This window comes from Embleya sp. NPDC001921, from assembly GCF_053594475.1.
In genome coordinates, this window is sequence record NZ_JBSFEO010000001.1 from 299,405 (window position 1) to 325,632 (window position 26,228).

Sequence of the window (26,228 nt, forward strand, 5' to 3'; positions counted from 1 at the left end):
GGGATCCGTCCGCGGCCGGATCCGCGGCGGCCCCCGCTCAGCGGTTCGGCGTGGCGTGCACGGTCGCGCATTCCACCCGGAGGATGCGGTCCAGATGGGTGATCCGCAACACCCGTGCGGGTTGCGGTCCGACGCCGCACACCACGATGTCGCCGTCCCGATCGCGCAGGCGGCGGTAGCCGTACACCAGGCTGCCCAGACCGGACGAGTCGATGAACGGCACGCCCGTCAGGTCGATCCGCAGGCTGTGCGCGCCCTCGTCGACGAGGCGGTCCACCGCCTGCCGGAACATCGGCGCCGCCGTCATGTCCATGTCGCCGTACACGGACACCGTGCCGCCCAGGTCGGCCTCCAGCGCGACGTGCACGACGCAGGGTCTGGCCGTGAACGATGTGTGATCGACGTCGTCCGGTGGGAGATCGTCAAGGCTCATATGGAGCGCTCCACCTGATCAAGTGTCGGTTTCGGTCGCGCGCCGCACGACCGCTCGGTACGGTTCGCACGTCTCGGGAGGAAACCCCACATCCGTCCCGAAACAACAAGACCGCATCGGCACCCTACTCGCCGAGTCGGCCCCTCGTGGACCGTCTTCCCCTATAGGTGTGATTCCGCCGGAACCCACACACCGGCGCCCGTCGCGGTCGTACCTTGAAGGTTGCGCGAGCGCCGGCGCGAGCCGGCTCGAAACGCACGGACGCAAGGGATTCCGTAGCCATGACCGGACAACGCCCCTCCGGCGACGAGCGGGGCAGCGACACGCAGGATCCGACCGCCCGTCGACGAACCAACGGTTTCAAACCGCCGGGTGCCCCGGACGAGCCCGCGCCGCCCGCGTGGTCGCCCGCCGAGGTGCTGGACGAGAGCGATACCGGCGTGGTCGTCTTCACGGCCGAGGGCACCGTGCGCTATCTCAACGCCGCCGCCGTACGGCTCCTGCCGGAGTGCGTCGTGGGCACGGCCTATCCCGCGCTGCCCGCGACCGGGACCGCCTGGCACGGCGAGCTGGACGACCGGCGCGTACGCGGCCGACGGGCGGTGCTGGGCGACGGCCACTACGTGTGGTACGTCCAGGACACCACCGCCGAACGGCGGCGCGAGGACACGCTGTTGGCCGAGCGCAGGCGCAAGGTCTTCCTCGCCGAGGCGGGCCGGATGTTGTCCGCGACCACCAATCCGCGCCGGCTCACCGATCTGGTCACCACGCTCCCGGCGGGCGAACTGGCCGACTGGGTCGCGCTGTCCGTGCCCAGCATGGAGGACGGCCGGCTGCGCACCACGTACGCGCCCGGCTCCGGCACCCCGATCGCCCGGGTGACCGGCGGCCTGGGCACCGCGTGGACGGCGCCGGCGGGAGTGGGCCGGGTACTGCGCACCCGACGCCAGGAACTGCATCCGCTGATGGACCGCGCGTTGCTGCACCGACTGGTGCCCGACGAGGCGGTCGCGGGCCTGATCGCGGTGGACGCCCGGTGCGCGCTGGTGGTTCCGGTGCCCACCGACGACGACGCGCCCTCCGTACTGACGTTCGTGCGCTCGGCGACCTCCGACCCGTTCACCGAGGAGGAGATCTCGCTCGCCGTCGACTACGCCGAGCGGGTGGGCGTCGCGCTGCGCACGTCGCGCCTGTACGTCGAACAGGACCGGCGCACCATGCTGTTGGCCCAGGCACTGGTGCCCGGCCCGTTGCCGGAGGTGCCCGGCGCACGAATCGCCGCGCGCTACCGACCGGTCTCGCTGACCGACGGCCTCGGCGGCGACTTCTACGCCGTGCACCCGACCCCGGTCGACGGGACGTGGGCGTTCTCGGTCGGCGACGTGTGCGGACGCGGCACGCCCGTGGGCATGTTCAGCTCGCGATCGTTGCTGATCCTGCGCACGGCGGCGAGCGCGGGTTGCGCACCCGCGCATCGCATGGCGCTGCTGGACGCGGAGCTGACCCTCGGCGACCCCTCCCTCGTGCTGACCGCGATCACCGGCGACTGCTCGGTGCACCCGGACGGTTCGGCGCTGGTCCGGTTGACCTGCGCCGGGCATCCGCCGCCGCTGTGGATGGATCCGGCCGGTCGGGTGCAGGCGATGGAGTTCACCGATCCGCTCGTCGCGGGCATCCCGGGCACCGTGTTCGGGATGCGCGAACTGCCGCTGGCGCCGGGCTCGACGCTGCTCTTGTACAGCGACGGCGTCACCGAGGCCCGCGACCCGGACGGCGAGGCCTACGGCGTACGGGCGTTGCGGCACGACCTGGCGTCCTGCGCGGGCATGCCGGTGGACGCGCTCGTGGAACGCCTGGAACAACGGTTGATGGCACACCTGGGCGACGCCCCCGTCGTGGACGACGTGGTCCTGCTGGGCATTCACATCCCCTACCGGGACGACGACGAGACGTTGCCGAACCTGGTCGAGCCCGACGGCCCGACCCCACCCGAACACCCGGACGGCGAATGACACATGTGGTCTCCGACGAACTCGACCTGTTCCTCGCGTACCTCGGACGGGCGGACGAGGTCGAGGCGCTGACCCTGGTCCGGAACCTGCTCGGCAAGGGCGTGCCCGGCGATCGGGTGCTGACCGAGTTGGTGATCCCGGCGCTGCGCGAGGTGGGCGAGCGGTGGGCGACCGGGGAGTGGACGGTGGCGCGCGAACACTCCGCCTCGCACGTCGCCGGTCGTGTCGTGCGCCTGGTCACGGACGCGACGCCGCGGCCGCGGTCCGAGGCCCGGGTCGTGGTGTGCTGCGCGCAGGGCGACTGGCACGGGCTCGCGACCACGATCCTGGCCGCGCTGTTGCGGGTGCGCGGGATCGACACGACGGTCCTGCCCCCGGGCACCGGCGCGGGCGAACTGGCGCGCATGTTGCCGGACTCGGGGGCGGGTTCGGTCGCGCTCGGCTGTACGGTCTCCACCGCGCTGCCGGGCGCGCGGGCGATGGTGGAGGTGGCCCGCCGGGTCGGTGTACCGGTCCTGGTCGGCGGCCCCGGCTTCGGCCCGGACGGCCGCTGGGCGGGCCTGATCGGCGCGAACGGCTGGGCGGCGGACGCCCGAGGGGCCGCCGACACGCTGGCCGGCCCGAACTGGCCCGCGGTCACCACCCCGGCCCCGCGGCTGCGCCACCTCCCGGACGCGGCGCACGACGGCGTCGGCCTGCTCCGTACACCGCTGGTGGCGGCGGGCATGTCGGCGCTGGTGCAGATCGAGGGTGAGCGCTCGGACACCACGATGCGCGACGGCCTGGCGACCGCCGTCGACGCGCTGGCGGTCTCCCTGTTCGTCGACGACCACGTGCTGTTCGTCGACTTCACCCGATGGTTCGCCGACGTCCTGGGTCACCGCCACGTCCCCGGGGAGGCCCTCGCCGCCGCGTACCGCGCCTTCGCCGCGCGCCTGACGCACGTCCCCGGAGCCGGCGCCACACTCACGGCGGCGGGCACGGTGTTGTAGGCCCGGCCGACGGCCGAGACGGCCCGAGTGCCGGCGGATACTCGCCCCAATCCGGCTCTTTCCGCTGTCGATGCACGACCCGGACAACTCCCGGAACCCGCCCGGTACCGCGATGCGCCGGGCACGGCGGCCTCGCGAACTGCTCGGCCGGGCAGGGCGTCACCCGGCGTCGGGTCAGCCCGCGGCGCTCAGGTCCTCGTCCGTCGGGGCGTCCTCGCACAGGGCCTCGTCCAGGTCGGGGTGCACGTCGAAGAGCCGGCGCAGGCCCAGGGCGGTGAAGACGCGGTTGACGTGGTGGTCGTTGTTGCTGGGCATCACCAGGCGCAGGGTGCCGCCGGTGGAGCGGAGCAGGCGGCGGGCGGCGACGAGCGTGCCGATGCCGGTGGAGTCGAGGAATTCCACTTCGGTGAGTTCGAGGACGATCCGATGGTCGCCGTCGGCGACCGCGTGTCTGACGTGTTCGCGGAGCTCGGGGACGACCGCGTAGTCGACCTCTCCGAGCACATGCAGCACGGTCCAGCCCTGGAGATCTTCCTTGATCACCTGAAGAGTCACGCGCCGGCAGTCCCCTCGCCCATGGTGTCCCGTACTCGCGCGGCAGGATGCCCGGAACGCTCGGCGACCCGTCCCCCATCGGATGCGCCGACGGATCCGGGAGGGTCCTGGACGCGGCTCGGGAGCCGGGTGGTCGGCCCGGCCTGTGACCTACCGTAGTGGGCCGCGGGAGCCGAGGCAGTGACGATCCGGTCACGTACGGATCTCGGTTGCAGCGTACACGGATCATCCGACGCCACTCCGGCAACAGCGCCCTCCGCCCCATCGGTACGCACGTGATGACGCAACGTCACATCCGACTGCACGTCAGCACCCGCCCACCGCACGCACGACGGCGCGGCTCAGCGCGGCGGCCACGGTACGTCCGCGACCACCGTGCACGAACCCGGCGCGATCTCGGTGAAGCCCGCGTCCCGGACGACTGGCCGACCGCTCGTGGTCAACGCGGGCCACGCGGCCGGGTTCGCGGTCCGCACCGCGAGGTCGAAGTCGCGCGCCGCCCACTCCTCGCGCCCGGCCGGGTCCAGCCCCAGCCACGCGAGATGGCTGCCGTGCCCCACCTGGGCCATGGCCTTGCCGGCGGTCATCTCCAGCGCCGGGTTCAGCCACAACACCGGCTGCCCGGGCGCGGCCGGCGGCGGCGCGGCGGGCTCGTCCAGGTCGGTGCCGGAGACCTGCAACTTGGCCAGGTCCTTGGGCCACGCGTCCAGCGGGATCGGCGGGTACACCCGAACCTCCGCCGTATGCCGGGCCACCGTGATCCCCGGCAGCGTGTTCGCCCGCCGCCACTCGCCGCCCCGGGCCCGCCGGACCACCTTGCGGATGCGGTGGCCCTGCCAGGCCTCGACCACCTCGTGCCACTCGCCTTCGGGGTCGGTCGACCTCGGGTCGGCCAACAGGACGAGGACCGCTCGCGCGGCGGCCTCCAGGGCGTCGGTTCGGGCCGGCGGGTCGTCCTTCTCGATGTGCGCCACGAGGGGGAGGACGTATTCGATGGTGCTCACGGGGTCGATCATGCCTTGCTCGGGGCCGCACGGCCTCGTCGGGAGTCCCGGGTTTCGTGGACGGGTTGCCGTTGCGGGTTGGTTGCGTCGGGTGTTTTTGCCCACCTGCCCAACCGTTGCGTCGGGTGCGGATGGTCGCGTTTCATCGGCCTCGGGGCCGAACCGGTGGCGCCCCGAGGCCGGTGGGTTTCGTCAGGCTTCGAGGGCTCTGGTGGTCAGGAAGCGGGCGATGATGCCTATGGCCTCCTGGGATTCGGGCATGGTGGGGTCGATGGCGGGCCAGGCGTGCGGGACGTCGGGGACCAGGTGCGCCTGCACCGGGACGCCGGCCGCGGCCGCCCGGCCGGCGAAGGCGGTGGCGTCGCCGAGCAGCGCCTCGTGGCACGAGGCCAGGAGCAGTACCGGCGGGAGCCCGGACAGGTCGGCGAACAGCGGGGACGCCAACGGGTCGCCCGGATCGTGCAGTTGCAGGTAGACCTCGGCGGCCTCGCGCAGCGCCTTCTTCGAGATCAGTTGGTCGGTGGACGCGTTCGAGTCGTACGTGGGCTTCGTCACGGTCAGGTCCACCCACGGGGACAGCAGGACCACGCCGGAGGGCAGCGGTACGCGGGCGCCCCGGGCCGCGACCGTCAGCGCCGCCGCGAGCCCGCCGCCCGCCGAGTCGCCGCCCACGAACGGGGCGAGGTCGCCGTCCTCGCCCGCCGCCACGATCGCGTCGTACACGCTCGCCACGTCGTGCAGCGCGGCCGGAAACGGCTCCTCCGGTGCGAGCCGGTATTCCACCAGTACCACCCTGGCCCGCGCCGCCAGCGCGATCCGCGAACCGACGCCCAACCAGCCCGCGGCGTCGCCCATCCGGTAGCCGCCGCCGTGGAAGTAGAGCAGCGTCAGCGCGGGATCGGGCACCTCCAGGAACGTGCACGGCACGCCGCCCACCAACTCCTGACGCACCGTCACCCCGGGCTCCGGGTCCTGCCGATACGCCACCGTGCCGCGCCGCCGCGCGTCCAGTTCGTCCGACGCCGCCCGCCCCTCGCGCACCGGTGGCAGGTTCCAACCGTCCAGGCTCATCCGTACCCCTCCCCAACCGAAACCCGGGTGCCCACGCGCCCGATGACCACCTGACGGGTGCCCCGATACCGGATCACCCACGCCCCCGGGAGGATCGGCCGCGCCGATCGGCGCGCGAGAAGTCCCATGGGGCTGGAAGCCTCCGGCAAACCCGGGTACGGATCAAGCGATTCGCCGGGTTGTGACATGGGGCCGGCGCAATTGGCCGCCGGGTGCACCCTTCGGTTCGTACCATGTGGCGCGCGGGGTCCTTCGAACCGCTCCCGGACAGGCGCCGGGGAATCGGTTGTCGCGAAGACGACAGCAGGAGGGGGGTCCGTCACATGGTGGTCCGGGTACGTGTTCTCGGCCATGTCTGCGTAGACGGCCCCGCGGGCCGCGCCGCGGAGGATCTCCTGGGCGGACCGCAGGCCCAACTCGTATTCGCCGCGCTGGCCCTGGGCCGCCGGCATCCGGTGCCGCGCGAGGAGTTGGCCGCGCTGTTGTGGCCCGAGCAGGCGCCCAAGTCGTGGGAGGGCGCGCTGCGCGGCGTGCTCAGCCGGGTGCGCGGCTTCCTGGGCCAGGCCGGGTACGACGCGTCCTCGGTGCTGCGCCACCGGGCCGGCTGCTACGTGCTGTCCCTGCCCGAGGGCACCGAGGTCGACGTGGAGGCGGCCGAGAGCGCGCTGATCGAGGCCGAGGCGCTCGCCGTGCACGGCGCGTTCGCGCAGGCCCGGTCCCGGGCGCACGACGCGCACGAGATCCTGGCCCTGCCGTTCCTGCCCGGACAGGACGGCGACTGGGTCAACGAGCGGCGTACCCGCTGGCGCTCGGCCCGGCTGCGCGCGCTCGCCGTGTCGGTGACCACCGAACTGCACCTGGGCCGGGCCGACGCGGCGGTGACCCGGGCCGCCCAACTCGTCGACCTGGACCCGTTCCGGGAGAGCAGCCATCGCCTGCTGATGACCGCGCACGCGGCCGGCGGCGACCGCGCGGCGGCGCTGCGCGCGTACGAACGATGTCGACGGCTGCTCAACACCGAGCTGGGGGTGGGGCCGTCGCCGGAGACCGAGTCGGCCTTCCTGCGCCTGCTCGGCGACGCCACGCCGCAACCGCTGCCGGTGCCCGCGCCCGCCGCGCGCTTCGCGTCGCCCACGCCCGGCGGGGACGCGCCGCCCGCCCCGGCCCCCACCCGCTCGGCGCACGACGTGTTCCCGCACGGCGCGCCGGGGCCGATCGTGGGCCGCTCGGCCGAACTGCGCCTGCTGGAGGAGTCCGTGCGGGCCGAGGTCGGCTCCCGCGTGCTGCTCGTCAGCGGCGACGCCGGGATCGGCAAGTCGTTCCTGTTGAGCGAGTTCGCCACCCGGGCCGGCCACGACGCGCTGGTGCTGACCGGGCGCAGCGACGAGGGCGTGGCGGCGCCGTTCCAACCGTTCGTGACGATGTTGCGCGCGCACCTGGCCGAGGTCGCGGCCGAGGAGCTGCGCGAGCGGGTCGGCGACCTGGGTGGCGAGTTGCACCGGCTCCTGCCCGAACTACCGCTGGAGCCGGCCGGCCTGATCCAGCCTCAGGGACCGCCCGACTCGGACACCGAGCGCTATCGGCTGTTCGAGGCGGTGGCGGGGGTGTTCCGGCACGCGGCGGCCGAGCGCGATCTGGTGCTGCTGCTCGACGACGTGCACTGGTCCTCGACCTCGACGATGCTGATGTTGCGGCACGTGGCGCGGGCCCTGATCGGCACCCGCGCGGTGATGGTGATCGCCTACCGCGACACCGGGCTCGGCTCGGTGCATCCGATGACCCGGCTGATCGCCGACCTCTACCGCGACCTGCACCCCGTGCACGTGCCGCTGGGCGGCCTGGACGTGGCGGCCCTGGTCGAACTCGCGCACGTGCTGGCCGGCCCGCTGCCGCCGCGCGCCGAGGGTGTGCGGGCGCACGTGCTGCGCGAGCTCAGCGACGGCAATCCGCTGCTGGCCACCGAGTTGTTGCGCCAGTGGGCGGATGTCAGCGACTGGTCGGCACTGGGCAAGAGCGTGCCCGCGGACGTCCCGCGCCGGGTGCGCAACGTGCTCCGGCAGCGGCTCCTGGGCCTGCCCCAGTCCACCCTGGAGGCGCTCACCGTGGCCGCCGTGGTCGGCCCGGCCTTCGACATCGACCTGGTCGCGGCGGTGCACCCGGGCGGTTTCGACACCGTCGTGGACGCCCTCGACGACGCGGAGCGCGCGCACGTGGTGCGGGCCGAGGAGACCGAGCGTCCGGGCCGCTTCACGTTCGTGCACGCCCTGGTGCGCTCCACCCTCTACCAGGAGTTGCCCACCGCGCGTCGGCTGCAACTGCACCGCAAGGTCGGTCTGGCCCTGGAGGCCCGCGGCGACCGGGACGCGCATCTTCCGGAGCTGGCCCACCACTTCCGGCTGGCCTGCCGGTTCGGCGAGGCCCGGCGCGCCTTGGACTACGCGTGGCGCGCGGGCGACGAGGCGCGGGACGGCGGCGCGTTCGAGGTCGCCGCCGAGCACTACCGGCAGGCCCTGGAGGTGCTGCCGATGGTCGGCGATCCGGCCCCGGAGACCCGCTGCGACCTGCTGCTCTCGCGCGGCGCCGCGCTGGACCGGTGCGGCGATCGGCGCTGCCGGGAGGTGCTGCGCCGGGCCGCGGAGGAGGCCCGAGCGCTGGCCGATCCGCGCCGGCTGGGCCGGGTCGCGCTGGCCATGGTCCGCCTCGGGCAGGTCTATCAGGTGGGCGTGGACCTGGAGTTGGTCGCGCTGTTGCGCGAGGCGCTGGCGGCCCTGCCGATCGCGTCCGGGCTGCCCGCCGACAACGCGCTGCGCTCGCTGCTGCTGGCCGCGCTCGCGGTGGCGCTCACCTTCGGGCACGATCGCGAGGCCCGGCTGACCATGCTCTACGAGGCGCTGGACGCGGCCCGCGAATCGGGCTCGCACGACGCGCTCGCGCAGGGTCTGGAGGCGCATCACCTGGCCGCGTCCGGGCCGGACCTGGTCGACGAGCGGCTGCGGATGAGCAGCGAGTTGACCGTGCTCTCCGGGCTGACCGGGGATCAGGAGTCGCTGTTCCGCAGCCACTTGAACCAGGCCTACGACCTGGTGGTGCGCGGTTCGATCCCGGCCGCCGAGCGCGAGTACGCGCAGGCGCAGCGGGTGGCCCGGCGGTTGCGGCACCCGTGGTTCACGTGGGAGGTGCTGATCTACCGCTGCGGCCTGGAGTTGCTGCGCGGGCGGACCGCGCGGGCGAGCGACGTGCTGGCGGACGCGCTGCGGCTGGCCCGGCGGTCGGCGCTGCCGCGCGAGGCGGTGCGCTCGTTCAACCTGTCGCAGATCCTGGCGGTGCGCTGGGAGCAGGGCCGGTTGGGCATGATGGCGCGCCGGGCCGGGGTGGCCGCCGGGTGGTCGCGGGACGTGTCGTGGTGGCGGGTGCAGGCGTGCTGGGCGGCGTCCGCGTCGGCCGATCCGAAGTCGGCGCGCGAGGAGTTCCACACGTTGTGTGTGCCGGGCTTCGCGACGATACCGGTGGACCTGTTGTGGACCGGCTCGCTGATGCGGCTGGGCGAGGTCGCGATCGAACTGGGCGATGTGGAACGCGGCCTGCTCGTGAGCGAGGCGCTGAGCCCGTACGCTGAGCATCTGGACTGGACCGGCTCCTCGCTCGGCCCGGTGCGCCGGGTGCTCGGCGGGCTGGCCGCGATCGTCGGCGACGGGGTCGCGGCCCGCGCGCAGTTCGAGGCCGCGTACACCCGATGCGTCGAACTGGGGCTGCCCGGGCACGCTGAGCGAACGCTCGGGGACGCCGTGCGATTGCTCGGCGAGCCGTTGGACACCGGCGCCTCCCCGCTTCGCTGACTGGCTGTCACCTTGCGCTTTCGCGCTGCTCTGACGCTGTTCTGACGCTGTTTGCCTACCGTTGGTGACGACCCGGCCGGTGTGCCGGGTGCGGAACGGGGAGGACGGGGCAATGGGGATTTCGGGCGCCGGATCAGCGGTGGCGCACGACGCCGACCGCGGCACGTTCAGTGTGTTGGGTTGGCCTGTCGTGTGCTTCGAGTCGTTCCATCGTGTGGAGTTGCCACGCCGCCTGGAGGGCGGTCTCGGCGAGCGGGTCGCGTGGGACGTGGCCGGCCGGGCCCCGATCGCGCTGTGCATGCCCGACGGGCAGGCGTACAGCTATGTCGAGGATCGCGGCGAGGTGCGGATCGTGCCCGGGGTGAGCGCGGACGCCGAGCTGGTGGTCGAGCTCGAATCCGGCGCGTGGCAGGACTACCTCTACGAGTTGCGCACCAGTCGGGGGCTGGTCGAGTCGCACGCGGTGCGGTTCGTGCGCGGCGAGTTCGCCGACTGGGACGTGTGGGAGCCGGCCATCCGCTGCATGTACTCCGGCACCCCGATCTATCACCCCGAGACGTTGGACCTGCGCGACCTCGCCGATCGTCCGATCGACCTGCACCGCGACTTCACCACCCGGGACGAGCCCGACGACATGGCGCATTTCCTGCGCGCCACCGGCTACCTGGTGGTGCGTCAGGTCTTCGACGCGGACCGGGTCGAGGAGTTGGCGGGCGAGGTGGACCGGATCCGGGGCCTGTGCCGCGAGGGTGACCGCGGCTCGCTGTGGGCGGACGGCCCCAACGGGCTGCGCTCGCCGTACCGGTTGACCTACCTGGGCATGCGCTCGCCGCGGATCGCCGCGCTGGCCGACGACCCGACGGTGCGCATGTTGTGCGGCCTGGCCGGCCAGGACGTGGTCGCGGTGACCGACCGCGACTCCGGACAGATCGCGGTTCTCAAGGAGTTCGGCACCGCGCCCGAACCGCTGTCCATCCCGGACCTGCCCTGGCACAAGGACTGCGCACTCGGCGGTTGTCCGATCACGTGTCCGCGGGTGCACGTGGGCATCCGCCTGGACGCGGTGAGCCAGGACAGTTCGCAGTTGTACGCGCTGGCCGGCTCCTGGGGCACGGTCGCGCACGAGCGGTACACGCCGGCCCAGTGGGAGAACCTGCCGGTGGTCGGCATCACCACCGAACCGGGCGACGTAACCGTGCACATGGGCTGCGGCCTGCACGCGGGCCCCGCCGCCACCGGCACGGCCCGCCGCCGCACCCTCTACGTCCAGTTCGACAACCCGCGGATCTTCGACGTCACCAACCCCTACGAGACCTACGAACAGGTGATCCCCGGCTACGGCAGCGGCGACCTGCTGACCATGTCCCGCATGTAGCCCGCGGTCGGGCTCGCGAGCGGCCCGCGGACGGTGCGGGCGCACCTCGCCGGATTCGCCCGGGCCGGGCCCGTCGACGGTGGTCAGCGGGGGTGGCGGGCGGTGACCCTGGCCTCGATATCGGCTTCCAGGGAGGCTTTGGCGCCCTCCCGGTCGGTGACCGTGACCTCGATGGTGAGGGCGCCGGTCTTCGGGTCGAGGTCGAAGGTGATGCGCCAGGAGGTGGGTTTGGTGATGCCGAGTTCGCTCTGGGCCTCGCGGACCAGGGCGGGCAGGCGCTCGTAGGGGATGGCGTCCAGGTCGATCGCCGCGCCGGGTCGGGCCGGGGTGCCCGGGATGCCGCGTACCGCCATGACGTGTTCCTCGATGGTGAGTTCGGAGGCGCTGCCGGTGCGCATCCCCTTGATCAGCGATCCGGCCGCGCGCCGCATCTCACCGTCGTCCAGCATCGCCCGCGAGCTCGCCGTCCCGCTGACCGTCGAGGTCGACGTCGAGATCGTCGGCCACGAGAAGCTTTCGGACGTGGTCGTGGTCGTGGAGGAAGTCGAGGATGTCGTCGTGGACTCGTCGACCGCGGCGAACAGGTCGGCGCGCAACGGCAGGACCACGAGCGCGGCGCCCAGCAGCAGGCCCACCGTGCCGAGCAGACAGAACGAGCCCGTGTCCCGGGGGCCGGCGACCAACGCCGACTCCGGGGCCGAGTCCACCGATTCGGTCGCCGCCCGGCGCGCCCACGCCTCGGTCGGCTCGGTGACGATCTCGACGTCCCACGGCTCGTCGGGGCGGTAGCGCACCACCACGACACCGCGTGGCCGGTAGTCGGGGATGTCGACCAGGTTGATGTCCTGGCGCGTCTCGACCCGGTACGCCGACCGCTCGTCCGGTGCCACCGTCAGCACGAACTCGACCGGCACGTTGGCCGACTCGCCGCCGATCGCCCGGCGGCTCTCGATCACGGCCAGCGCGGGCCGGGCCGGCGTGCGCGGATTCCGCGCCCGGTGGATGCGCCCCGCGACGGAGACGCCGATCACGTTGAGCACGAACAGCGCCACACCGAACGCGGCCACGGGCCACCGCTCGAGAATCGCCCCGACCACGAAGCAGGCCAGCGCGACGCCGATCACCCCGCCGGACAGGAATCCGGACATGGCGGCCTTGAGCCGCACGCGTGCGGGACCGCGGGTCTCGATGATCGCCATGGCGGCGATTGTGCCGGGCCCGGATGGACGGCGAAAGGCGCGCGGGCGAACTGCGGATCGGCGTCCCCGGGACGTGGGGAGATCCCCCGATTCCGCCCCGGGCGGCGGTGAGTCGGCTCACGACCTTCTGGTGCCCGCCGCCGCGGCCTCGGCCGAGTTCCGCGCGTCCGCGCCGGTCGGCCGCCGCGCCGCCCGCGCGCCCGGCCGACGACCTCACCCGCCCCCCGGATCAGTGCCGGACCGCGTGGCCGATCTCCGCCTTGTTCGCGTCGGTCAGCTTCCGGTTGCTCTTCGCGGTGCCCTTGGCCTGGGTACCGGCCTCGACGTCCTCGATGTTCATCACGATCGCGTCCAGCAGTTTGCCGCCCGCGTCGCGGAACTCGACCGAGAGCGTGTAGTCGACGGTCTTGGCGGTGTTGTTGACGACGGTGACCTCGGCGACGGTGCGGTCGCCGTCGGTCCGGATCGGCCCGACCGAGGCGTCCGCCGTCGCGTCCAGGCCGCCCTTGATCTCCTTCAACTTCGAGGCCGCGGCGGCACTCGCGGAGGACAGCGCGTCCTTCGCGTCCGAGCCCGCCGAGTTCAGCGCCGACTCGATCGCCGTGGGCACCGCCTTGCCGTCGCCGCCGCCGTCGTTGTCGTCGCCGCACGCCGCCGAGGTCAGGACCAGCGCGGCGGCGATCGACAGCGCGCCGACGGTACGGACGTACTTGCTCGCCATGTTCGTCGCTCCTCGCGTGGGTCGTCGCGGGGCCGACTCGGGCACCCGCGTACGAACAGCACGAATGTCCGCGTATCGGGCCGGCTAAACGCGCGGTCGGGCCGCCGAGCTTCTCGGTTCGGCCTTTGCACGGGATGCCTGCCCGAATGCCGGCACCTGACCGCGAACTGCCGGAACTGCTCGGCGGCGCCCGCTGGTTCGGCACCGACGCGGGCTCGGCGTCGCGGTACGACCCGGCCCTGCTCAAAGCATCCGCCGCCCGATCCCCCGCGCCCGACCCAAGGCGGCATCGGCGGGCCGGTGCTCCGGTCGACACGCCCGACCCGACACGCCCGACCCGCCACGCCCGATCCGGCAAGCCCGACCACCAAGCCCGATCCCGCCGCGCTCGGGTCACGCGGCGGGATCGGGCGTCGTCATGCCCGGCCGAACACGCCCGAGTCGACTCCGACACCCACGCTCGGGCCCACGTCCACGCACCCGCACCCGCACCAACCCGACGCTCCCCTTGAATAGTTCACCAGGTTAAGTTACAACACGTAACGTAAATCCCGAGGAGCGCGCCCGTCCCCGAGACTCGCCGCCGGCGCTCGCCCGCCCGGAATCGGTGGCACCGATCCGGCATTCGTGATTCCGGCACAAGTAATAGGGAGAACAGCCCATGGCCGATCTGCTGGTACGCGGAGGAACCGTCGTGGACGGAACGGGGGCCGCCCCGATCCGAGCCGACGTGCGGATCAGGGACGGGGTGATCGTCGAGGTCGCCCCCGACCTGGCCCCGAACGGCGGCGCCGAGCGCGTCGTCGAGGCCGCCGGCGCCTACGTCGCCCCCGGCTTCATCGAGGCCCACACGCACGTCGACGGCGCCATGTGGTGGAACCCGGACCTGGACCCGCTGCCCGCCTACGGCACCACCACGGTCGTCTTCGGCAACTGCGGCATGTCGGTCGCACCCCTGCGGGAGAGCGCGCGCGGACCCGTACTCGACCTGTTCTGCTTCCTCGAGGACCTCCCGCTCTCCGCCTTCCAGGACCAGGTGCCGTGGACGTGGGAGCGCTGGCCGGAGTACAGCAGCGCGGTCAAGGGCCAGGCCGTCGCGGTCAACGTGGCCGGCTTCGTCGGGCACCTGACCCTGCGCACCACGGTGATGGGCGCCGAGGCGTCCTGGTCGCGCGCGGCGACGCCGGAGGAGATCGCCGAGATGGCCGCACTGCTCGACGAATCGTTGACTCATGGAGCAATTGGTTTGTCGACCAATGTGTTCGACAAGGACCGCTACCTCGAACCGGTACCGACCCGGTTGGCCGAGGACGACGAGTTCGAGGCGCTCGCCGACGTACTCGCCCGACACCCCGGCGCGACGCTCCAGATGATCACCCGGTTCAACGAGCCGGAGAGCATCGACGCCGATGTGGAACGATTCGCCCGAATCTGCAAGCCGCGCGGGATCCGCGCCCAATGGACCGCCATCCCGTCCACCGTGCGCGAGGACTACCTGCGGGAACAGACCATCGCGCTGCACCGCCGGCTGCGCGCGGACGGCGTCGACTTCTGGCCCAATGTCCCGCATAAGCCGCTGGAGCCGTTCTTCAACTTCGAGCGCGCGCTCACCTTCCAGCGGGTGGCCGCCTGGAACCACTGGATCAACGGTCCGGCCGAGACCAAGCTCGCCACGCTCGCCGATCCGCAGTGGCGGGCGCGGGCCCGCGAGGACTGGGACAACCGGGTCTCGTCGTCGACATCTCGACTGGATCGCCCCGAGTCGCTGATCTTCGCGATCTCCGAGACCGGCCACGGCCCGCTGGACATCTCGCTCAAGGAGTACGCGGACCGGGAGGGACTGCACATCTCCGACGCGCTGGCCACCTGGATCGGCAACAACGGCATCCTGTCCTGCCTGCGCGGCATCCCCGACGCGTTCGACGAGCCGGTTGTGGCCGGCCTGTTCAACGAGCCGCACACGCTGACCAACATCAACGACTCGGGCGCGCACCTGCAGCTCTTCTGCGGTTCGGGCGAGAACGTGTACCTGCTCACCCGGTACGTGCGCGACACCGGCCTGATGCGGGTCGAGGAGGCGGTGCACAACCTGACCGGCAAGCTCGCGGGCTTCTTCGGCCTGGGCGACCGCGGCGTGATCGCGCCGGGCCTGGCCGGCGACCTGGTGGTGTTCGCGCTCGACGAGATCGAGGTGCGGCCCGAGGAGAAGCGCTACGACAACCCGGACGGGTCGTGGCGGTTCACCCGGGGGCCGGCCGGCGTACGGGCCACCATCGTGCGCGGGGTGCCCACCGTGCTCGACACCGAGCCCACCGGAGAGCGGCCGGGCACCATGGTGGGACTGGTTTCGCGGCCCGACTGACGGAACGTCACACAAGCGCGCTTACCCTTGAGGTACGGCGGTGGGTTCACCGACCCACCGCCGTGTCACGTTTTTGTGACGATCCACCCTAGGCGGTGTCAAGCGACACGAGCCGACGGGACGCTACGGCCAACGTGATCGATGCCACGGACCGCGTACGGGGAGCGGACCCGGGGCCTCTTCACAGCAGGCATGCGCGGAGGGCAACCTTGTGGACACGGGCAACCGCTTCCACGGCCGAAAAAAGCTCGAACAGCGTCCGAATTGCGCTGTTTTGGGCGGAACCGGCACGCCAGGAGCGATCACCGCCGGAAGCGCGATGGCCCTCCGTCTAGGTAGCATCCGCCGAGTGCCGCCCGTTACCGACGGGCACGCCCCCCGACAAAGGTTCTCGATGAGTGACGATTCCCCCTCGCCGGCATCGGCGGGGTACGCGCAGAGGCAGCAGCCGCGCCTGGCAAAGGGAGCTTCTCCCTGGCTCGTGCCGACGGCTGTGACCGGCGCGTTGACCGGCTTGGCAGCACTGCGCAACCGGCGCTGGGCCTTCGCGGCCGTGCCGACGCTGGCGCTCACCGGTGGCATGCTGTGGTTCTTCCGTGACCCGGAGCGCACCATCCCCACCGACGGCGTGATCGCCTCGGCCGATGGCGTGGTCCAGAGCATCGACGCCTGGCCCGACGGCCGCACTCGGATCGCGACGTTCATGAGTCCGTTGAACGTGCACGTGAACCGTGCGCCGCTCGACGGCGTCGTGAAGTCCGTGGAGCACAAGGCCGGCGGGTACGTCCCGGCGTTCAACAAGGAAAGCGAGCACAACGAACGCGTTGTGTGGATCTTCGACACCGCGATCGGCGACGTGGAGCTGGTGCAGATCGCCGGCACCGTGGCGCGCCGGATCGTGCCGTACCTGGAGCCGGGTACCGAGGTCGCCTGCGGCGACCGGATCGGGCTGATCCGGTTCGGTTCGCGCGTGGACGTGTACCTGCCGCCGGGCATCGAGCCCGCGGTGACCGTGGGACAACGGACAACGGCGGGAGAGACACGTCTTGACCGGGACTGATTACGACGATACGGCCGACCTGGAAGCCCCCGAACTGAACATTCTGGGCACCCCGGTCGAGGACGATCCGCAGGCGTGCCTGTCCGCGCGGATCTCGGTCGCGGACGTACTCACGCTGGGTAACGCGGCGAGCGGCTTCATGGCGATCTACTTCCTCGCCTGCTCGGTCATGGCGCAGCGCGGCGGCGACGTCGGCGTGTCGGCCGAGCGCAGCATGGCCGCGGCCGTGGTGCTGATGCTGATCGGCGCGCTGTGCGACCTGTGCGACGGCATGGTGGCGCGCAAGTTGCGGATGTCCTCGCTGGGCGCGCAGTTGGACAACCTCGCGGACGTGATCACGTTCGGCGTCGCACCGGCGTTCTTCGTGGTCACCTGGGCGGCCGTGCCGTTGAACACCGGGCAGGCGCCCGCCGCCGTCCTGGTGGCGCTGTCGGTGCTGATCGCGGGCGTACTGCGGCTGGCGAGATTCGCGACCACTCCGGGGCGTCCCGGGGTGTTCCAGGGCATGCCCATCCCGATGGCCGCGATGACGGTCGTCTCGATCGTGCTGCTCGACCTGCCGTTCACGCCCGCCGCGGTGCTGATCGTGGCCGTGTCCGGGTTGATGGTGAGCCGGATCGAGTACCCGAAGCCGCAGGGCAACATGGCGATCCTGGTGATGGCCGGCATCGGTCTGAGCATGAGCTGCCTGATCGCCTGGGCCGCCGACGCGCCGGGCAGCGAGTGGATGCTCAACATGGGCGCCACCACCCAGGTCACCCTGGCGCTGCTCGTCCCCGCGATGGCGATGGCCCGCAAGGGCGTCGAGCGCATCGGCCTGCGGATGATCCGCTAGCCGTACCGCGACCGAGAACGCGAAGCGCCGTCACCCTCCGGGGTGGCGGCGCTTCGCGTCGTCCGGGCCCGCGGGGCCACGCCGGGCGATCCCGCCTCGGACGATCCCGCCCCGGGCGGTGTCATCTCAGCCGGTGTGCCAGCCCGGTGAACCGTTTGCCCGCCGAGACGGTACGCACCGCCTGGCCGAGCGCGCGCCGCGATCCGACCAGGACCACGAGCTGCTTGGCGCGGGTGATCGCGGTGTAGAGCAGATTGCGCTGGAGCATCATCCAGGCACCCATGGTGACCGGGACCACCACCGCCGGATACTCGCTGCCCTGCGAGCGGTGGATGGTGACCGCGTACGCGTGCGACAGCTCGTCGAGTTCGGCGAAGTCGTAGTCGACCTCCTCGTCCTCCTCGGTGCGCACCACGAGCTTCTGTTCCTCGGGGGAGAGTGCGATCACCACCCCGCCGGTGCCGTTGAAGACGCCGTTCGCGCCCTTGTCGTAGTTGTTGCGGATCTGGGTGACCTTGTCGCCGACCCGGAAGGTGCGCCCGCCGAAGCGCTTCTCCGGCAGGCCCTCGCGGGCCGGGGTCAGCGCCTGCTGGAGCAGCAGGTTCAGGGCGCCGGCGCCGGCCGGGCCCCGGTGCATCGGGGCGAGCACCTGGATGTCGCGGCGCGGGTCCAGGCCGAATCTGCGCGGGATGCGGCGGGCCACCACGTCCACGGTGAGTTCGGCCGCGTCCTCGGTCTCCTCGGCGGGGAAGAGGAAGAAGTCGGTCAGGCCGTCGGTGATCGGCGGGCGGCCGGCGTTGATCCGGTGCGCGTTGGTCACCACGCCGGACTGCTGGGCCTGGCGGAAGATCTGCGTCAGCCGGACCCGGGGCACTCGCTCGGCGGCGAGCAGGTCGCGCAGCACCTCGCCGGCTCCCACGCTGGGCAACTGGTCGACGTCGCCGACGAACAGCACGTGTGCTCCGGTCGGTATCGCCTTGATCAGCTTGTTGGCCAGCAGCAGGTCGAGCATCGACGCCTCGTCGACCACGACCAGGTCCGCGTCCAGCGGCTTGTCCTGGTCGTAGGCCGCGTTGCCGCCCGGTTGGAGCTGCAACAGGCGGTGCACCGTGGCCGCCTCACACCCCGTCAGCTCGGCCAACCGCTTGGCCGCCCGGCCGGTGGGCGCGGCCAGGATCACCTTGGCCCCGCGCGCACGGGCGAGTTCGACCACGGAGCGCACGGTGAAGCTCTTGCCGCAGCCGGGGCCGCCGGTGAGCACCGCGACCCTGCTGGTCAGCGCGAGCCGGACGGCCTGTTCCTGTTCGGCCGCCAGCGCGGTGCCGGTGCGGGCGCGCAGCCAGGCCAGCGCCCGGGTCCAGTCCAGTTCGGCGAACGCGGCCAGGCGGTCCTCACGGGCGCCCAGGAGGGCGCGTACCCGGCCCGCGAGCGAGAGTTCGGCGCGGTGGAAGGGCACCAGGTAGACCGCCTGGACGGGATCGCCCTGGGTGCCGGAGACGGTGACCGGCCCGGGCAGTTCCTCGCACACCACCCCGTCCTCGCCCACCAGCTCGTTCAGACAGCGCACTACGAGATCGGAGGGCACGTCCAGGATCTTCACCGCCTCCGCCACCAGGACGTCGGCGGGCAGGTAGCAGTGGCCGCTGTCCGAGCCCTCGGACAGCGTGTACTGCAATCCGGCCTTGATCCGCTGCGGCGCGTCGTGCGGTATCCCGACGGCCTTGGCGATCGCGTCGGCGGTCTTGAAGCCGATCCCCCACACGTCCGCGGCCAGGCGGTACGGCTCGGTGCGCACGACGGTGATCGACGCGTCGCCGTACTCCTTGAAGATGCGCACGGCGGGTGAGGTGGAGATGCCGATGCCCTGGAGGAAGACCATCACCTCCTTGATCGCCTTCTGTTCCTCCCACGCGGCGGCGATCAGCTTGGTCCGCTTGGGGCCCAGGCCGGGCACCTGGATGAGCTGCGTGGCGTCCTCGTCGATCACGTCGAGCGAGCGCACGCCGAAGTGCTCGACGATCCGGTCGGCGGTCTTGGGACCGATGCCCTTGATCAGTCCCGAGCCGAGGTAGCGCCGGATGCCCTGCACGGTGGCCGGCAGCACGGTGCTGAACGAATCGACCTGGAACTGCTTGCCGAACTGCGGGTGGCTGCCCCAGCGGCCGCGCATCCGGATCGACTCGCCCGGTTGGGCGCCGAGCAGCGCGCCGACCACGGTGAGCAGTTCGGTGCCGTGCCGGCCGGTGTCCACCCGGGCGACGGTCCAGCCGTTCTCGTCGTTCTGGTAGGTGATGCGCTCCAGGACGGCTTCGAGAACGGCCCCTCCCCCGGCCCCGCTTTCGGCCCCGGGCGGCATGCCCGGCAACGTGCCTGTCATAGCGCCCGAGACTAGCCAACCGGGGTGACAGTAGAACTAGAACACGTTCTCTTTATGCTCGTCGACACCATTGACTGTGTCACATAACGGCGGTACGTTCCGGGGACTCCATGCTCCGAGCCGCAAGCTCCCGCAGCTCAAAGACCGTTAGGACACACGCATGCCCGTCATCAACGAGCAGGTCGAGATCGCTGCCGGCCCCGAGGCCGTGTGGGCGAAGCTGACCGACTACAGCGTCTTCGGCGAGTGGATGGTCCCGCACGTCGAGTTCCCCAACGGCGCCCCGGAGAAGCTCGAAGCCGGCGTGACGTACGACGAGAAGATGAAGCTGATGGGCTTCCCGGCGGACATCAAGTGGACGATCAAGGACGTCGAGGCGGGCAAGTCGCTGGCCCTGGACGGCAAGGGCCCGATGGGCGTCATCATGACCGAGGTCTTCATCGTCGAGGCCGCGGGCGAGGGTTCGGTGCTGCGGATCGAGTCCGAGGTCAAGGGCGGCGCGGTGCAGATGATGGCCGGCAAGGTCACCAAGGCCACCCAGGAGGCGCTGATCGAGTCGCTGGCGAAGTTCGCCGCCCTCGTCAAGTAACCCGCGCGCACCGCGCGCGGCCGTCGCCGCCCACCCGGCGACACCCCACGACGACCATCCCCCGGTGAGCGCACCCGGGCGGATGGTCGTCGCGCGTACGGGGTGCGCCCGCTCGGCGCGTTCGCCTGGAACAATGGCGATCCGTCACCGAGCGCCGCGACCCCCTGGAGGAACCCGACGTGCCGTCGACTTCCGCCCACTTCCCGTGGGCCTTGCACCGGACCAGGCTCGACAACGGTCTGCGTGTGGTGGTCTGCCCCGACAGCACGGTGCCGCTCGCCGCGGTCAACCTCTGGTACGACGTGGGCTCGCGGCACGAGGTCGAGGGCAAGCACGGCTTCGCCCACCTCTTCGAGCACCTGATGTTCGAGGGTTCCGCGCACGTGGACAAGGGCGGTCACTTCGCCGCGATCGAGGGCTGCGGCGGCGACGGCATCAACGCGTCCACCAGCGCGGACCGCACGAACTACTACCAGACGGTGCCCTCGGGGCAGCTCGAGCTCGCGCTGTGGCTCGAGGCCGACCGGATGGGCTCGCTCGCGCTGACCCAGGAGACCCTGGACAACCAGCGCGAGGTGGTCAAGAACGAGCGCCGGCAGCGCTACGACAACGTGCCCTACGGGACCTGGAGCGAGGAGATGATGGCCCTCGCCTACCCCGAGGGCCATCCGTACGCGACGTCCACGATCGGCTCGATGGCGGAGCTGGACAGCGCCGAACTCGCCGACTTCACCGCGTTCCACGAGACCTACTACGCGCCGGACAACGCGGTGCTGACCGTGGTCGGCGACGTACGGCCCGAGCACGTGGTGGCCCTGGCCGAGCGGTACTTCGGCGGGATCGCCCCGCGCGGCTCGTTCCCGCAGCCCACCCCGGCGCCGCTGCCGCCCCGGTTCGGGGCCGGCCGGCACGTGCGGGTGCATCGGGACGTGCCCGCGCCGCGGCTGTTCCTGTGCCACCGCGCGCCGCGCTTCGGCAGCCCGGACGCGGCCGCCTCGAGCGTGCTCGCGACGGCCGTGGGCCGCGGCCGGGGCAGCCGGCTGTACCGCGAGCTGGTCACCGCGCGCAATCTGGCCCAGGCCTCCGGCGCGTTCCTGTCCGCGTGGGGCCACCTGCACTTCGAATCGGTGCTGATGGGCTCGTGCGCGCCCAGTGAGGGCGTCGAGCCGGGCGAGGTGCTCGACGCCTACGTCGCGGTCTGCGACGAGGTCGCGCGCGAGGGGGTGACCGAGGCCGAACTCGATCGGGTCCGGGCCGTGTTGTCCGGCGACTGGCTTCGCGAGCTGGCCACCGCGGGCGGCCGGGCCGACGCGATCGGCCGGTTCACCACCCGCTTCGGCGACGCGGAGTCGATCCGCGACCACCTCGACGAGCTGCTCGCGGTCACCGCCGAGGACGTGCACCGGGTGGCCCGCGAACTGCTGCACCCGGAGAACCGGATCGTGCTGGAGTTTCGGCCCGAGGCCGTCGAAGCCGGTGCCGACATCGACACGAACGAGCCGGAGGCCGCCGCATGAGCGAGCACGTCGCGACCCGCCACACCCTGGTCGCCGAGCGACCCGCCGGCGCGGACCCGCGCCCGTACCGCTTCCCGGAGGTGCGCCGGGTCGCGGTGGCCGGCGGCGAGGTGATCGGCGCGCACCTGCCCGGACGCAGCCTGGCCTGGAGCAAACTGGTCATGGAGAGCGGCGCGCTGCACGAACCGGTCGGCCTGGACGGCCTGGCCCGGATCACCTGCTCGCTGCTCGACGAGGGCAGCCTGGACCGCGACGCGGACGCCTTCGGGCTCGCCATCGAGGCGCTGGGCGCGCAATGGCGGCTGGCGTGCGGCTGGGAGACCCAGGAGGTCGGCCTCGACCTGCCCGCCGATCGGCTCGGCGCGGGTCTGGACCTGATCACCGAGGCGGTCCGCCGGCCGGCGTTCGCCGACGCCGACGTCGAGCGCTTCCTCGCCGACCACGTGCGTTCGATGAAGACCTCCTGGGCCCAGCCCGGCACCCGCGCCGGACTCGCCTTCCGCCAAGCCCTGTTCGGCACCGACAGCCGCCTCGGCGGCCTGCTCGGCGGCACCCCGGACACGGCCGAGGCGCTGGACGCGGAGGCGATCCGGACCTTCCACGCGAGTCGGATGACCGCGCCCGGCAGCCTCGCGGTGGTCGGCGACCTGGACACGATCGACCTGGCCGCACTGGGTCGCACCGTCTTCGCGGGTGCCGGCGGCAGCACGTCGCGCGCGAACCCGGCCGCGTCCGCGGGCACCCCCTCGACCGAGCGGGCGATCGTGGTGGACCGCCCCGGCGCCGTGCAGTCGGTGCTCCGGATCGGGCACACCGCGGCGCCCCGCTCGACCCCGGACCTGATCGCCATCGAGTTGTTCGCCGACGTGCTCGGCGGCGCCTTCGGCTCCCGGCTCAACCACCTGCTGCGCGAGGTCAAGGGCTACACCTACGGCGCGCACGCGAGCTTCGGTCACGGGCGCCGCTCCGGCGCGTTCACGGTGTCCTCCTCCGTGCACACCGAGGTCACCGCCGCCGCGATCGTGGACGCGATCGGCGAGGTCCGCCGGATGCACGCGGACGGCGTCACGCCCGACGAACTCGCCGCCACACGCGCCCACTCGCTCGGCAGCATGCCGATCAACCTGCAAACGCCCGCGGGGATCGGCGGCCGACTGATCGAGGCGATCGTGCACGACCTGCCGGACGACCACGTCACCCGCGAGTACGCCGAGATCCTGGCCACGGACACGGACGCGGTCAACCGCGCCGCCGGCACCCATCTGCGCCCCGACGAACTCGCGGTGGTCGTCGAGGGCGACGCCGCGCGCATCGTCCCGGACCTGCGCGCGGCCGGCTTCGACGTGGTGATGTCCCGGGTGTGACGCCCGGGCGGGCCGCCCGTCGCGCCCGCCCGCTCACCCCTCCGCGACGAAGACCTGGCGATAGCCGCTCCACATCGCCGGCCCCAGGTCCTGCGGCACGTGCGGGGGGAGCGGCCACATCGGGCCGCTCACCTCGCACAGCACCACGTGCAGCCCCTCGCCCGCGTCGAACCAGCGCAGCCCCACCGCGCCGGGTGAGCGCAGCAGTTCGGCGACCGCCTCCTCGTGCAGCCAGCGCCCCATCGCGGTGCCCGAGCCGTGCGCGGTCAGGTGCAGCAGCTTGTCGCCGGCCGGGAAGAGCCGACCCGCCGACACGTTCGGCCAGCGCCGGATCTCCCGGCAGTCCAGACGCGACGAGGTGATCGCGCCGATCAGCTCGGGCGGCAGCGGGGTGCCCGCGGTGTCGTGCACGTCGCCACCACCGGCGGCGGCGAGCACTCCGACGTGCTTGAGGTCGTACAGCGTCAAGTGGCGCGCGGCGGGCGGCCCCGCCTCGGCCTCACCGTTGGCGAACGCCCCGCACAACACGAAGCGGCGGGCCCGACGGAAACCGGGCACCCGCAACAGGTCGCCGTGATGTCGGTCGCACCACGGGGAGAACGTCCCGTCCAGCGCCTCGGGCAGATCCGATCGCAGGTGCAACAGGCCCACGCCGCTGGGGAATCCGTCCAGATCGAGACGCGGGATCGCGGGTCGCTCGGACATCGTTCGTGCCTCCCCCGGTGTCCTCACGTCCGGCCGGCCCTGACGCAGGCGAAAACTGACGGAGGGTCATCCATTTGTTACCCACCGGTCGGGGAAAGCATGTCCTCCTTGCCGAACATCCGGGCCGCCTCGCGCGCGCTCGGCGTGCCCGCGTCGGGATCGGCGCCGGCCGCGACCAGCGCCGCGACCACGTCGCGCTCGCTCTTGAACACGGCACCCGCGAGCGGGGTCTGGCCGCGATCGTTGGCCCGGTCCGGATCGGCCCCCCGGGCGAGCAACGCGCGTACCGCGTCCGCGTGTCCGTGGTAGGCGGCGAGCATCAGCAGCGTGTCGCCCCGGTCGTTGGCCAGGTTCACCGGCAGGCCGGCGTCGACGTAGCCGCCGAGCGTCTCGGCGTCGCCGGTGCGCGCGGCCTCGAACAACCGCCCGGCCAGTTCCCGGATCCGCTCCTCGTCCTGCGCGGACGGCTGCTCCGGTTCCTGCTCGCTCATGACCTGCCTCCGAAAACGTGACGCCGTACGGGTGTGGCGGTCGAGCCGACACCGGGCCCGACCGGTTCCGAACCTATCGGGTGGCGCGCCGCGGCGGCGGTCCCGCCCGCGCCGGCGGGCGTGTGAGAATCGGTCCAGTTGCGGCCCCGGATCCGAAGGAGACGGCTCTTGCGCCATCTGCACCATCTGGACCTCGACGCCTACTTCGCCCGGATCGGCTGGTCGGGCGAGCGGGCGCCCACGTGGGCCACGTTGCGCTCGCTGCACTTGGCGCACGTGGTCGGCATCCCGTTCGAGAACGTCGAGATCGTCCTGGGCGGAGTGCCCTCGCTGGCGCCGGCCGACCTGGAGGACAAGCTGGTCCGCCAGGGACGCGGCGGCTACTGCTTCGAGCACAACCTCCTGTTCGCCGGGGTGCTGGAGACGCTGGGCTTCGGCGTCACCCGGTTGGCCGCGCGGGTGCGGATGGGCTCGGACGCGATCCGGCCGATGACCCACATGCTGCTCGCGGTCGAGGTGCCCGGCGAGGCGCACCCCTATATCGCCGACGTCGGCTTCGGCAGCGGCGGCCTGTTGGAGCCGCTGCCGCTGCTGCCGGGCGTGGCGAGTCCGCAGGGGGCCTGGCGGTTCCGGCTCGTGCGCGAGGGCGATCTGTGGCTGTTGCAGACCGTCTACGGCGGACAGGGCTGGTTCACCGTGTACGCGTTCACCCTGGAGCGCCGCGAGTCGGTCGACTTCGAGGTGGCGAACTGGTACGTCGCGACGCACCCGAGCTCGCCGTTCCGGCATACCCTGCGGGTGCAACGCAGCGGTCCGCACGAGCGCGCGTACATCCAGGACCGCCTGTTGACCGTGGTGCGCAGCGACGGCACCCGGGAGGAACGCGAGTTGAAGGACGACCACGAGGTACTTCGGCTCCTGGTCCACGACTTCGGCCTGCTGCTGCCCTGGGACACCGTCTTCCCCGCGCCGCCCGAGCGTGCGCACCCACCCGCGCGACCAGAGGAGAGCTGAGGCAATGTCCTTCGACAAGCAGGTGCAGGTCACCGCCGAGTTGTACGACTACGTCCTGGACCACTCGCTCGCACCGGACGAGGTCCAGCGCGGCGTGATCGAACGGACCAGGGAGATGGGCCGGTTCGCCGGGTTGCAGGTGCCCGCCGAGCAGGGCGCGCTGTTGACCCTGCTCTCGGGTGTGGTCCGGCCGAAGGTCGCGGTCGAGGTCGGCACGTTCACCGGCTATTCCGCGCTGTGCATCGCCAGGGGCCTGGCCGAGGGCGGCCGGCTGCTGTGCTGCGACGTGTCCGAGGAGTGGACCGCGATCGCCCGCGAGGCGTGGCGCGAGGCGGGCGTGGACGACCGGATCGACCTGCGGATCGCGCCGGCGCTGCAGACGCTGGACGCGCTGCCCTCGCACCCGCACATCGACCTGGCGTTCCTGGACGCGAACAAGGACGGCTACATCTCCTACTGGGAGGCGCTGGTCCCGCGGATGCGCCCCAACGGCCTGCTGATCGTCGACAACGTGCTCTACAGCGGCCTGGTGCTCAAGCCGGGCGGCGACCCGACGCCGGAGGCCGTGCACGCCTTCAACGAGCACGTGCGGGCCGACCCGAGGGTCGAGCCGGTGATGCTCCCGGTCGCGGACGGCGTCACGCTCGCCCGGGTGAAGGCTCTGGACGAGTTGTGAGCCGCGCGCCGGACGGGCCGTCATCGACCCGTCCGGCGCC

At 72.2% G+C, this 26,228-nt stretch carries 21 protein-coding genes; 12 read left to right on the forward strand and 9 right to left on the reverse strand.

Annotation, left to right across the window (positions count from 1 at the left end):
* Positions 1-37 precede the first annotated feature (37 nt).
* Positions 38-433 carry an STAS domain-containing protein gene (locus ACWCPW_RS01255; RefSeq protein ID WP_449759498.1) on the reverse strand — a complete coding sequence of 132 codons (396 nt, stop codon included), beginning with the start codon at positions 431-433 and terminating at the stop codon, positions 38-40.
* Between the two features lie 281 nt (positions 434-714).
* On the opposite strand from ACWCPW_RS01255, the gene ACWCPW_RS01260 reads away from it, so the two are divergent.
* Both ACWCPW_RS01260 and ACWCPW_RS01265 read left to right on the forward strand, forming a co-directional pair.
* Positions 715-2,445 (forward strand): SpoIIE family protein phosphatase, encoded by a 1,731-nt coding sequence (locus ACWCPW_RS01260; RefSeq protein ID WP_449759499.1) that lies wholly within the window; start codon positions 715-717, stop codon positions 2,443-2,445.
* Positions 2,442-3,437: a cobalamin B12-binding domain-containing protein gene (locus tag ACWCPW_RS01265; RefSeq protein WP_449759500.1), complete on the forward strand. Its 996-nt coding sequence runs from the start codon at positions 2,442-2,444 to the stop codon at positions 3,435-3,437. Before ACWCPW_RS01260 ends, ACWCPW_RS01265 begins: the two co-directional genes overlap by 4 nt.
* 174 nt (positions 3,438-3,611) lie before the next feature.
* On the opposite strand, the gene ACWCPW_RS01270 is transcribed toward ACWCPW_RS01265, so the two are convergent.
* The 3 genes from ACWCPW_RS01270 to ACWCPW_RS01280 all read right to left on the reverse strand — a co-directional run bounded on the left by ACWCPW_RS01270 (position 3,612) and on the right by ACWCPW_RS01280 (position 6,067).
* Positions 3,612-3,992 carry an STAS domain-containing protein gene (locus tag ACWCPW_RS01270; RefSeq protein ID WP_406295176.1) on the reverse strand — a complete coding sequence of 127 codons (381 nt, stop codon included), beginning with the start codon at positions 3,990-3,992 and terminating at the stop codon, positions 3,612-3,614.
* 341 nt (positions 3,993-4,333) lie between these two features.
* Positions 4,334-5,008: a peptidyl-tRNA hydrolase gene (locus ACWCPW_RS01275; protein WP_449759501.1), complete on the reverse strand. Its 675-nt coding sequence runs from the start codon at positions 5,006-5,008 to the stop codon at positions 4,334-4,336.
* Positions 5,009-5,188: 180 nt separating this feature from the next.
* Positions 5,189-6,067, reverse strand: a complete 879-nt coding sequence (locus ACWCPW_RS01280) for an alpha/beta hydrolase (protein ID WP_449759502.1) — start codon at positions 6,065-6,067, stop codon at positions 5,189-5,191.
* Positions 6,068-6,390: 323 nt separating this feature from the next.
* Between ACWCPW_RS01280 and ACWCPW_RS01285 the strand changes: the two genes are divergently transcribed.
* Both ACWCPW_RS01285 and ACWCPW_RS01290 read left to right on the forward strand, forming a co-directional pair.
* Complete coding sequence (locus ACWCPW_RS01285; RefSeq protein WP_449759503.1) at positions 6,391-9,903, forward strand: ATP-binding protein; 3,513 nt, start codon at positions 6,391-6,393, stop codon at positions 9,901-9,903.
* Positions 9,904-10,015: 112 nt separating this feature from the next.
* Positions 10,016-11,278: a phytanoyl-CoA dioxygenase family protein gene (locus ACWCPW_RS01290; RefSeq protein ID WP_449759504.1), complete on the forward strand. Its 1,263-nt coding sequence runs from the start codon at positions 10,016-10,018 to the stop codon at positions 11,276-11,278.
* A gap of 83 nt (positions 11,279-11,361) precedes the next feature.
* On the opposite strand, the gene ACWCPW_RS01295 is transcribed toward ACWCPW_RS01290, so the two are convergent.
* Positions 11,362-12,477: a hypothetical protein gene (locus ACWCPW_RS01295; RefSeq protein WP_449759505.1), complete on the reverse strand. Its 1,116-nt coding sequence runs from the start codon at positions 12,475-12,477 to the stop codon at positions 11,362-11,364.
* Between the two features lie 229 nt (positions 12,478-12,706).
* A complete protein-coding gene (locus ACWCPW_RS01300) occupies positions 12,707-13,198 on the reverse strand; it encodes a hypothetical protein (RefSeq protein WP_449759506.1) in 492 nt (163 codons plus the stop codon).
* A gap of 661 nt (positions 13,199-13,859) precedes the next feature.
* Here ACWCPW_RS01300 and ACWCPW_RS01305 point away from each other — a divergent pair.
* The 3 genes from ACWCPW_RS01305 (at position 13,860) to pssA (ending at position 17,455) form a co-directional block, all read left to right on the forward strand.
* Positions 13,860-15,560 (forward strand): N-acyl-D-amino-acid deacylase family protein, encoded by a 1,701-nt coding sequence (locus tag ACWCPW_RS01305; RefSeq protein ID WP_449759507.1) that lies wholly within the window; start codon positions 13,860-13,862, stop codon positions 15,558-15,560.
* A gap of 394 nt (positions 15,561-15,954) precedes the next feature.
* Entirely contained in the window at positions 15,955-16,620 is a 666-nt protein-coding gene (locus ACWCPW_RS01310) for a phosphatidylserine decarboxylase (RefSeq protein ID WP_406300211.1), read from the forward strand.
* Positions 16,607-17,455 (forward strand): CDP-diacylglycerol--serine O-phosphatidyltransferase, encoded by an 849-nt coding sequence (gene pssA, locus ACWCPW_RS01315; RefSeq protein ID WP_395869092.1) that lies wholly within the window; start codon positions 16,607-16,609, stop codon positions 17,453-17,455. The genes ACWCPW_RS01310 and pssA overlap by 14 nt, the downstream gene beginning before the upstream one ends.
* A 121-nt stretch (positions 17,456-17,576) precedes the next feature.
* On the opposite strand, the gene recD2 is transcribed toward pssA, so the two are convergent.
* Positions 17,577-19,832: an SF1B family DNA helicase RecD2 gene (recD2, locus tag ACWCPW_RS01320; RefSeq protein ID WP_449759508.1), complete on the reverse strand. Its 2,256-nt coding sequence runs from the start codon at positions 19,830-19,832 to the stop codon at positions 17,577-17,579.
* Positions 19,833-19,992: 160 nt separating this feature from the next.
* Here recD2 and ACWCPW_RS01325 point away from each other — a divergent pair, with 160 nt between their 5' ends.
* The 3 genes from ACWCPW_RS01325 (at position 19,993) to ACWCPW_RS01335 (ending at position 23,302) form a co-directional block, all read left to right on the forward strand.
* Positions 19,993-20,421: a type II toxin-antitoxin system Rv0910 family toxin gene (locus tag ACWCPW_RS01325; protein WP_395869094.1), complete on the forward strand. Its 429-nt coding sequence runs from the start codon at positions 19,993-19,995 to the stop codon at positions 20,419-20,421.
* Positions 20,422-20,600: 179 nt separating this feature from the next.
* Positions 20,601-21,938, forward strand: a complete 1,338-nt coding sequence (locus ACWCPW_RS01330; protein WP_449759509.1) for a M16 family metallopeptidase — start codon at positions 20,601-20,603, stop codon at positions 21,936-21,938.
* Entirely contained in the window at positions 21,935-23,302 is a 1,368-nt protein-coding gene (locus ACWCPW_RS01335; protein ID WP_449759510.1) for a M16 family metallopeptidase, read from the forward strand. The genes ACWCPW_RS01330 and ACWCPW_RS01335 overlap by 4 nt, the downstream gene beginning before the upstream one ends.
* 33 nt (positions 23,303-23,335) lie before the next feature.
* On the opposite strand, the gene ACWCPW_RS01340 is transcribed toward ACWCPW_RS01335, so the two are convergent.
* Both ACWCPW_RS01340 and ACWCPW_RS01345 read right to left on the reverse strand, forming a co-directional pair.
* A complete protein-coding gene (locus ACWCPW_RS01340; protein WP_449759511.1) occupies positions 23,336-24,007 on the reverse strand; it encodes a hypothetical protein in 672 nt (223 codons plus the stop codon).
* Positions 24,008-24,084: 77 nt separating this feature from the next.
* Positions 24,085-24,498 carry an ankyrin repeat domain-containing protein gene (locus ACWCPW_RS01345; RefSeq protein WP_395869101.1) on the reverse strand — a complete coding sequence of 138 codons (414 nt, stop codon included), beginning with the start codon at positions 24,496-24,498 and terminating at the stop codon, positions 24,085-24,087.
* 168 nt (positions 24,499-24,666) lie between these two features.
* Here ACWCPW_RS01345 and ACWCPW_RS01350 point away from each other — a divergent pair, with 168 nt between their 5' ends.
* Complete coding sequence (locus tag ACWCPW_RS01350; RefSeq protein ID WP_449759512.1) at positions 24,667-25,512, forward strand: arylamine N-acetyltransferase family protein; 846 nt, start codon at positions 24,667-24,669, stop codon at positions 25,510-25,512.
* A gap of 4 nt (positions 25,513-25,516) precedes the next feature.
* Positions 25,517-26,188, forward strand: coding sequence for an O-methyltransferase (locus tag ACWCPW_RS01355; protein ID WP_449759513.1), 672 nt, complete (start codon positions 25,517-25,519; stop codon positions 26,186-26,188).
* Positions 26,189-26,228 lie beyond the last annotated feature (40 nt).

Excerpts from the sequence above, each read along its gene's own strand:
- ACWCPW_RS01290 (WP_449759504.1), top strand. The coding sequence starts at position 10,016 with ATGGGGATTTCGGGCGCCGGATCAGCGGTGGCGCACGACGCCGACCGC.
- ACWCPW_RS01310 (WP_406300211.1), top strand. The coding sequence starts at position 15,955 with ATGAGTGACGATTCCCCCTCGCCGGCATCGGCGGGGTACGCGCAGAGG.
- ACWCPW_RS01325 (WP_395869094.1), top strand. The coding sequence starts at position 19,993 with ATGCCCGTCATCAACGAGCAGGTCGAGATCGCTGCCGGCCCCGAGGCC.
- ACWCPW_RS01285 (WP_449759503.1), top strand. The coding sequence starts at position 6,391 with ATGGTGGTCCGGGTACGTGTTCTCGGCCATGTCTGCGTAGACGGCCCC.
- ACWCPW_RS01295 (WP_449759505.1), bottom strand. The coding sequence starts at position 12,477 with ATGGCGATCATCGAGACCCGCGGTCCCGCACGCGTGCGGCTCAAGGCC.
- ACWCPW_RS01280 (WP_449759502.1), bottom strand. The coding sequence starts at position 6,067 with ATGAGCCTGGACGGTTGGAACCTGCCACCGGTGCGCGAGGGGCGGGCG.
- ACWCPW_RS01335 (WP_449759510.1), top strand. The coding sequence starts at position 21,935 with ATGAGCGAGCACGTCGCGACCCGCCACACCCTGGTCGCCGAGCGACCC.
- ACWCPW_RS01300 (WP_449759506.1), bottom strand. The coding sequence starts at position 13,198 with ATGGCGAGCAAGTACGTCCGTACCGTCGGCGCGCTGTCGATCGCCGCC.
- ACWCPW_RS01355 (WP_449759513.1), top strand. The coding sequence starts at position 25,517 with ATGTCCTTCGACAAGCAGGTGCAGGTCACCGCCGAGTTGTACGACTAC.
- ACWCPW_RS01305 (WP_449759507.1), top strand. The coding sequence starts at position 13,860 with ATGGCCGATCTGCTGGTACGCGGAGGAACCGTCGTGGACGGAACGGGG.
- ACWCPW_RS01345 (WP_395869101.1), bottom strand. The coding sequence starts at position 24,498 with ATGAGCGAGCAGGAACCGGAGCAGCCGTCCGCGCAGGACGAGGAGCGG.
- ACWCPW_RS01340 (WP_449759511.1), bottom strand. The coding sequence starts at position 24,007 with ATGTCCGAGCGACCCGCGATCCCGCGTCTCGATCTGGACGGATTCCCC.
- ACWCPW_RS01260 (WP_449759499.1), top strand. The coding sequence starts at position 715 with ATGACCGGACAACGCCCCTCCGGCGACGAGCGGGGCAGCGACACGCAG.
- ACWCPW_RS01275 (WP_449759501.1), bottom strand. The coding sequence starts at position 5,008 with ATGATCGACCCCGTGAGCACCATCGAATACGTCCTCCCCCTCGTGGCG.
- ACWCPW_RS01255 (WP_449759498.1), bottom strand. The coding sequence starts at position 433 with ATGAGCCTTGACGATCTCCCACCGGACGACGTCGATCACACATCGTTC.
- recD2 (WP_449759508.1), bottom strand. The coding sequence starts at position 19,832 with ATGACAGGCACGTTGCCGGGCATGCCGCCCGGGGCCGAAAGCGGGGCC.
- ACWCPW_RS01265 (WP_449759500.1), top strand. The coding sequence starts at position 2,442 with ATGACACATGTGGTCTCCGACGAACTCGACCTGTTCCTCGCGTACCTC.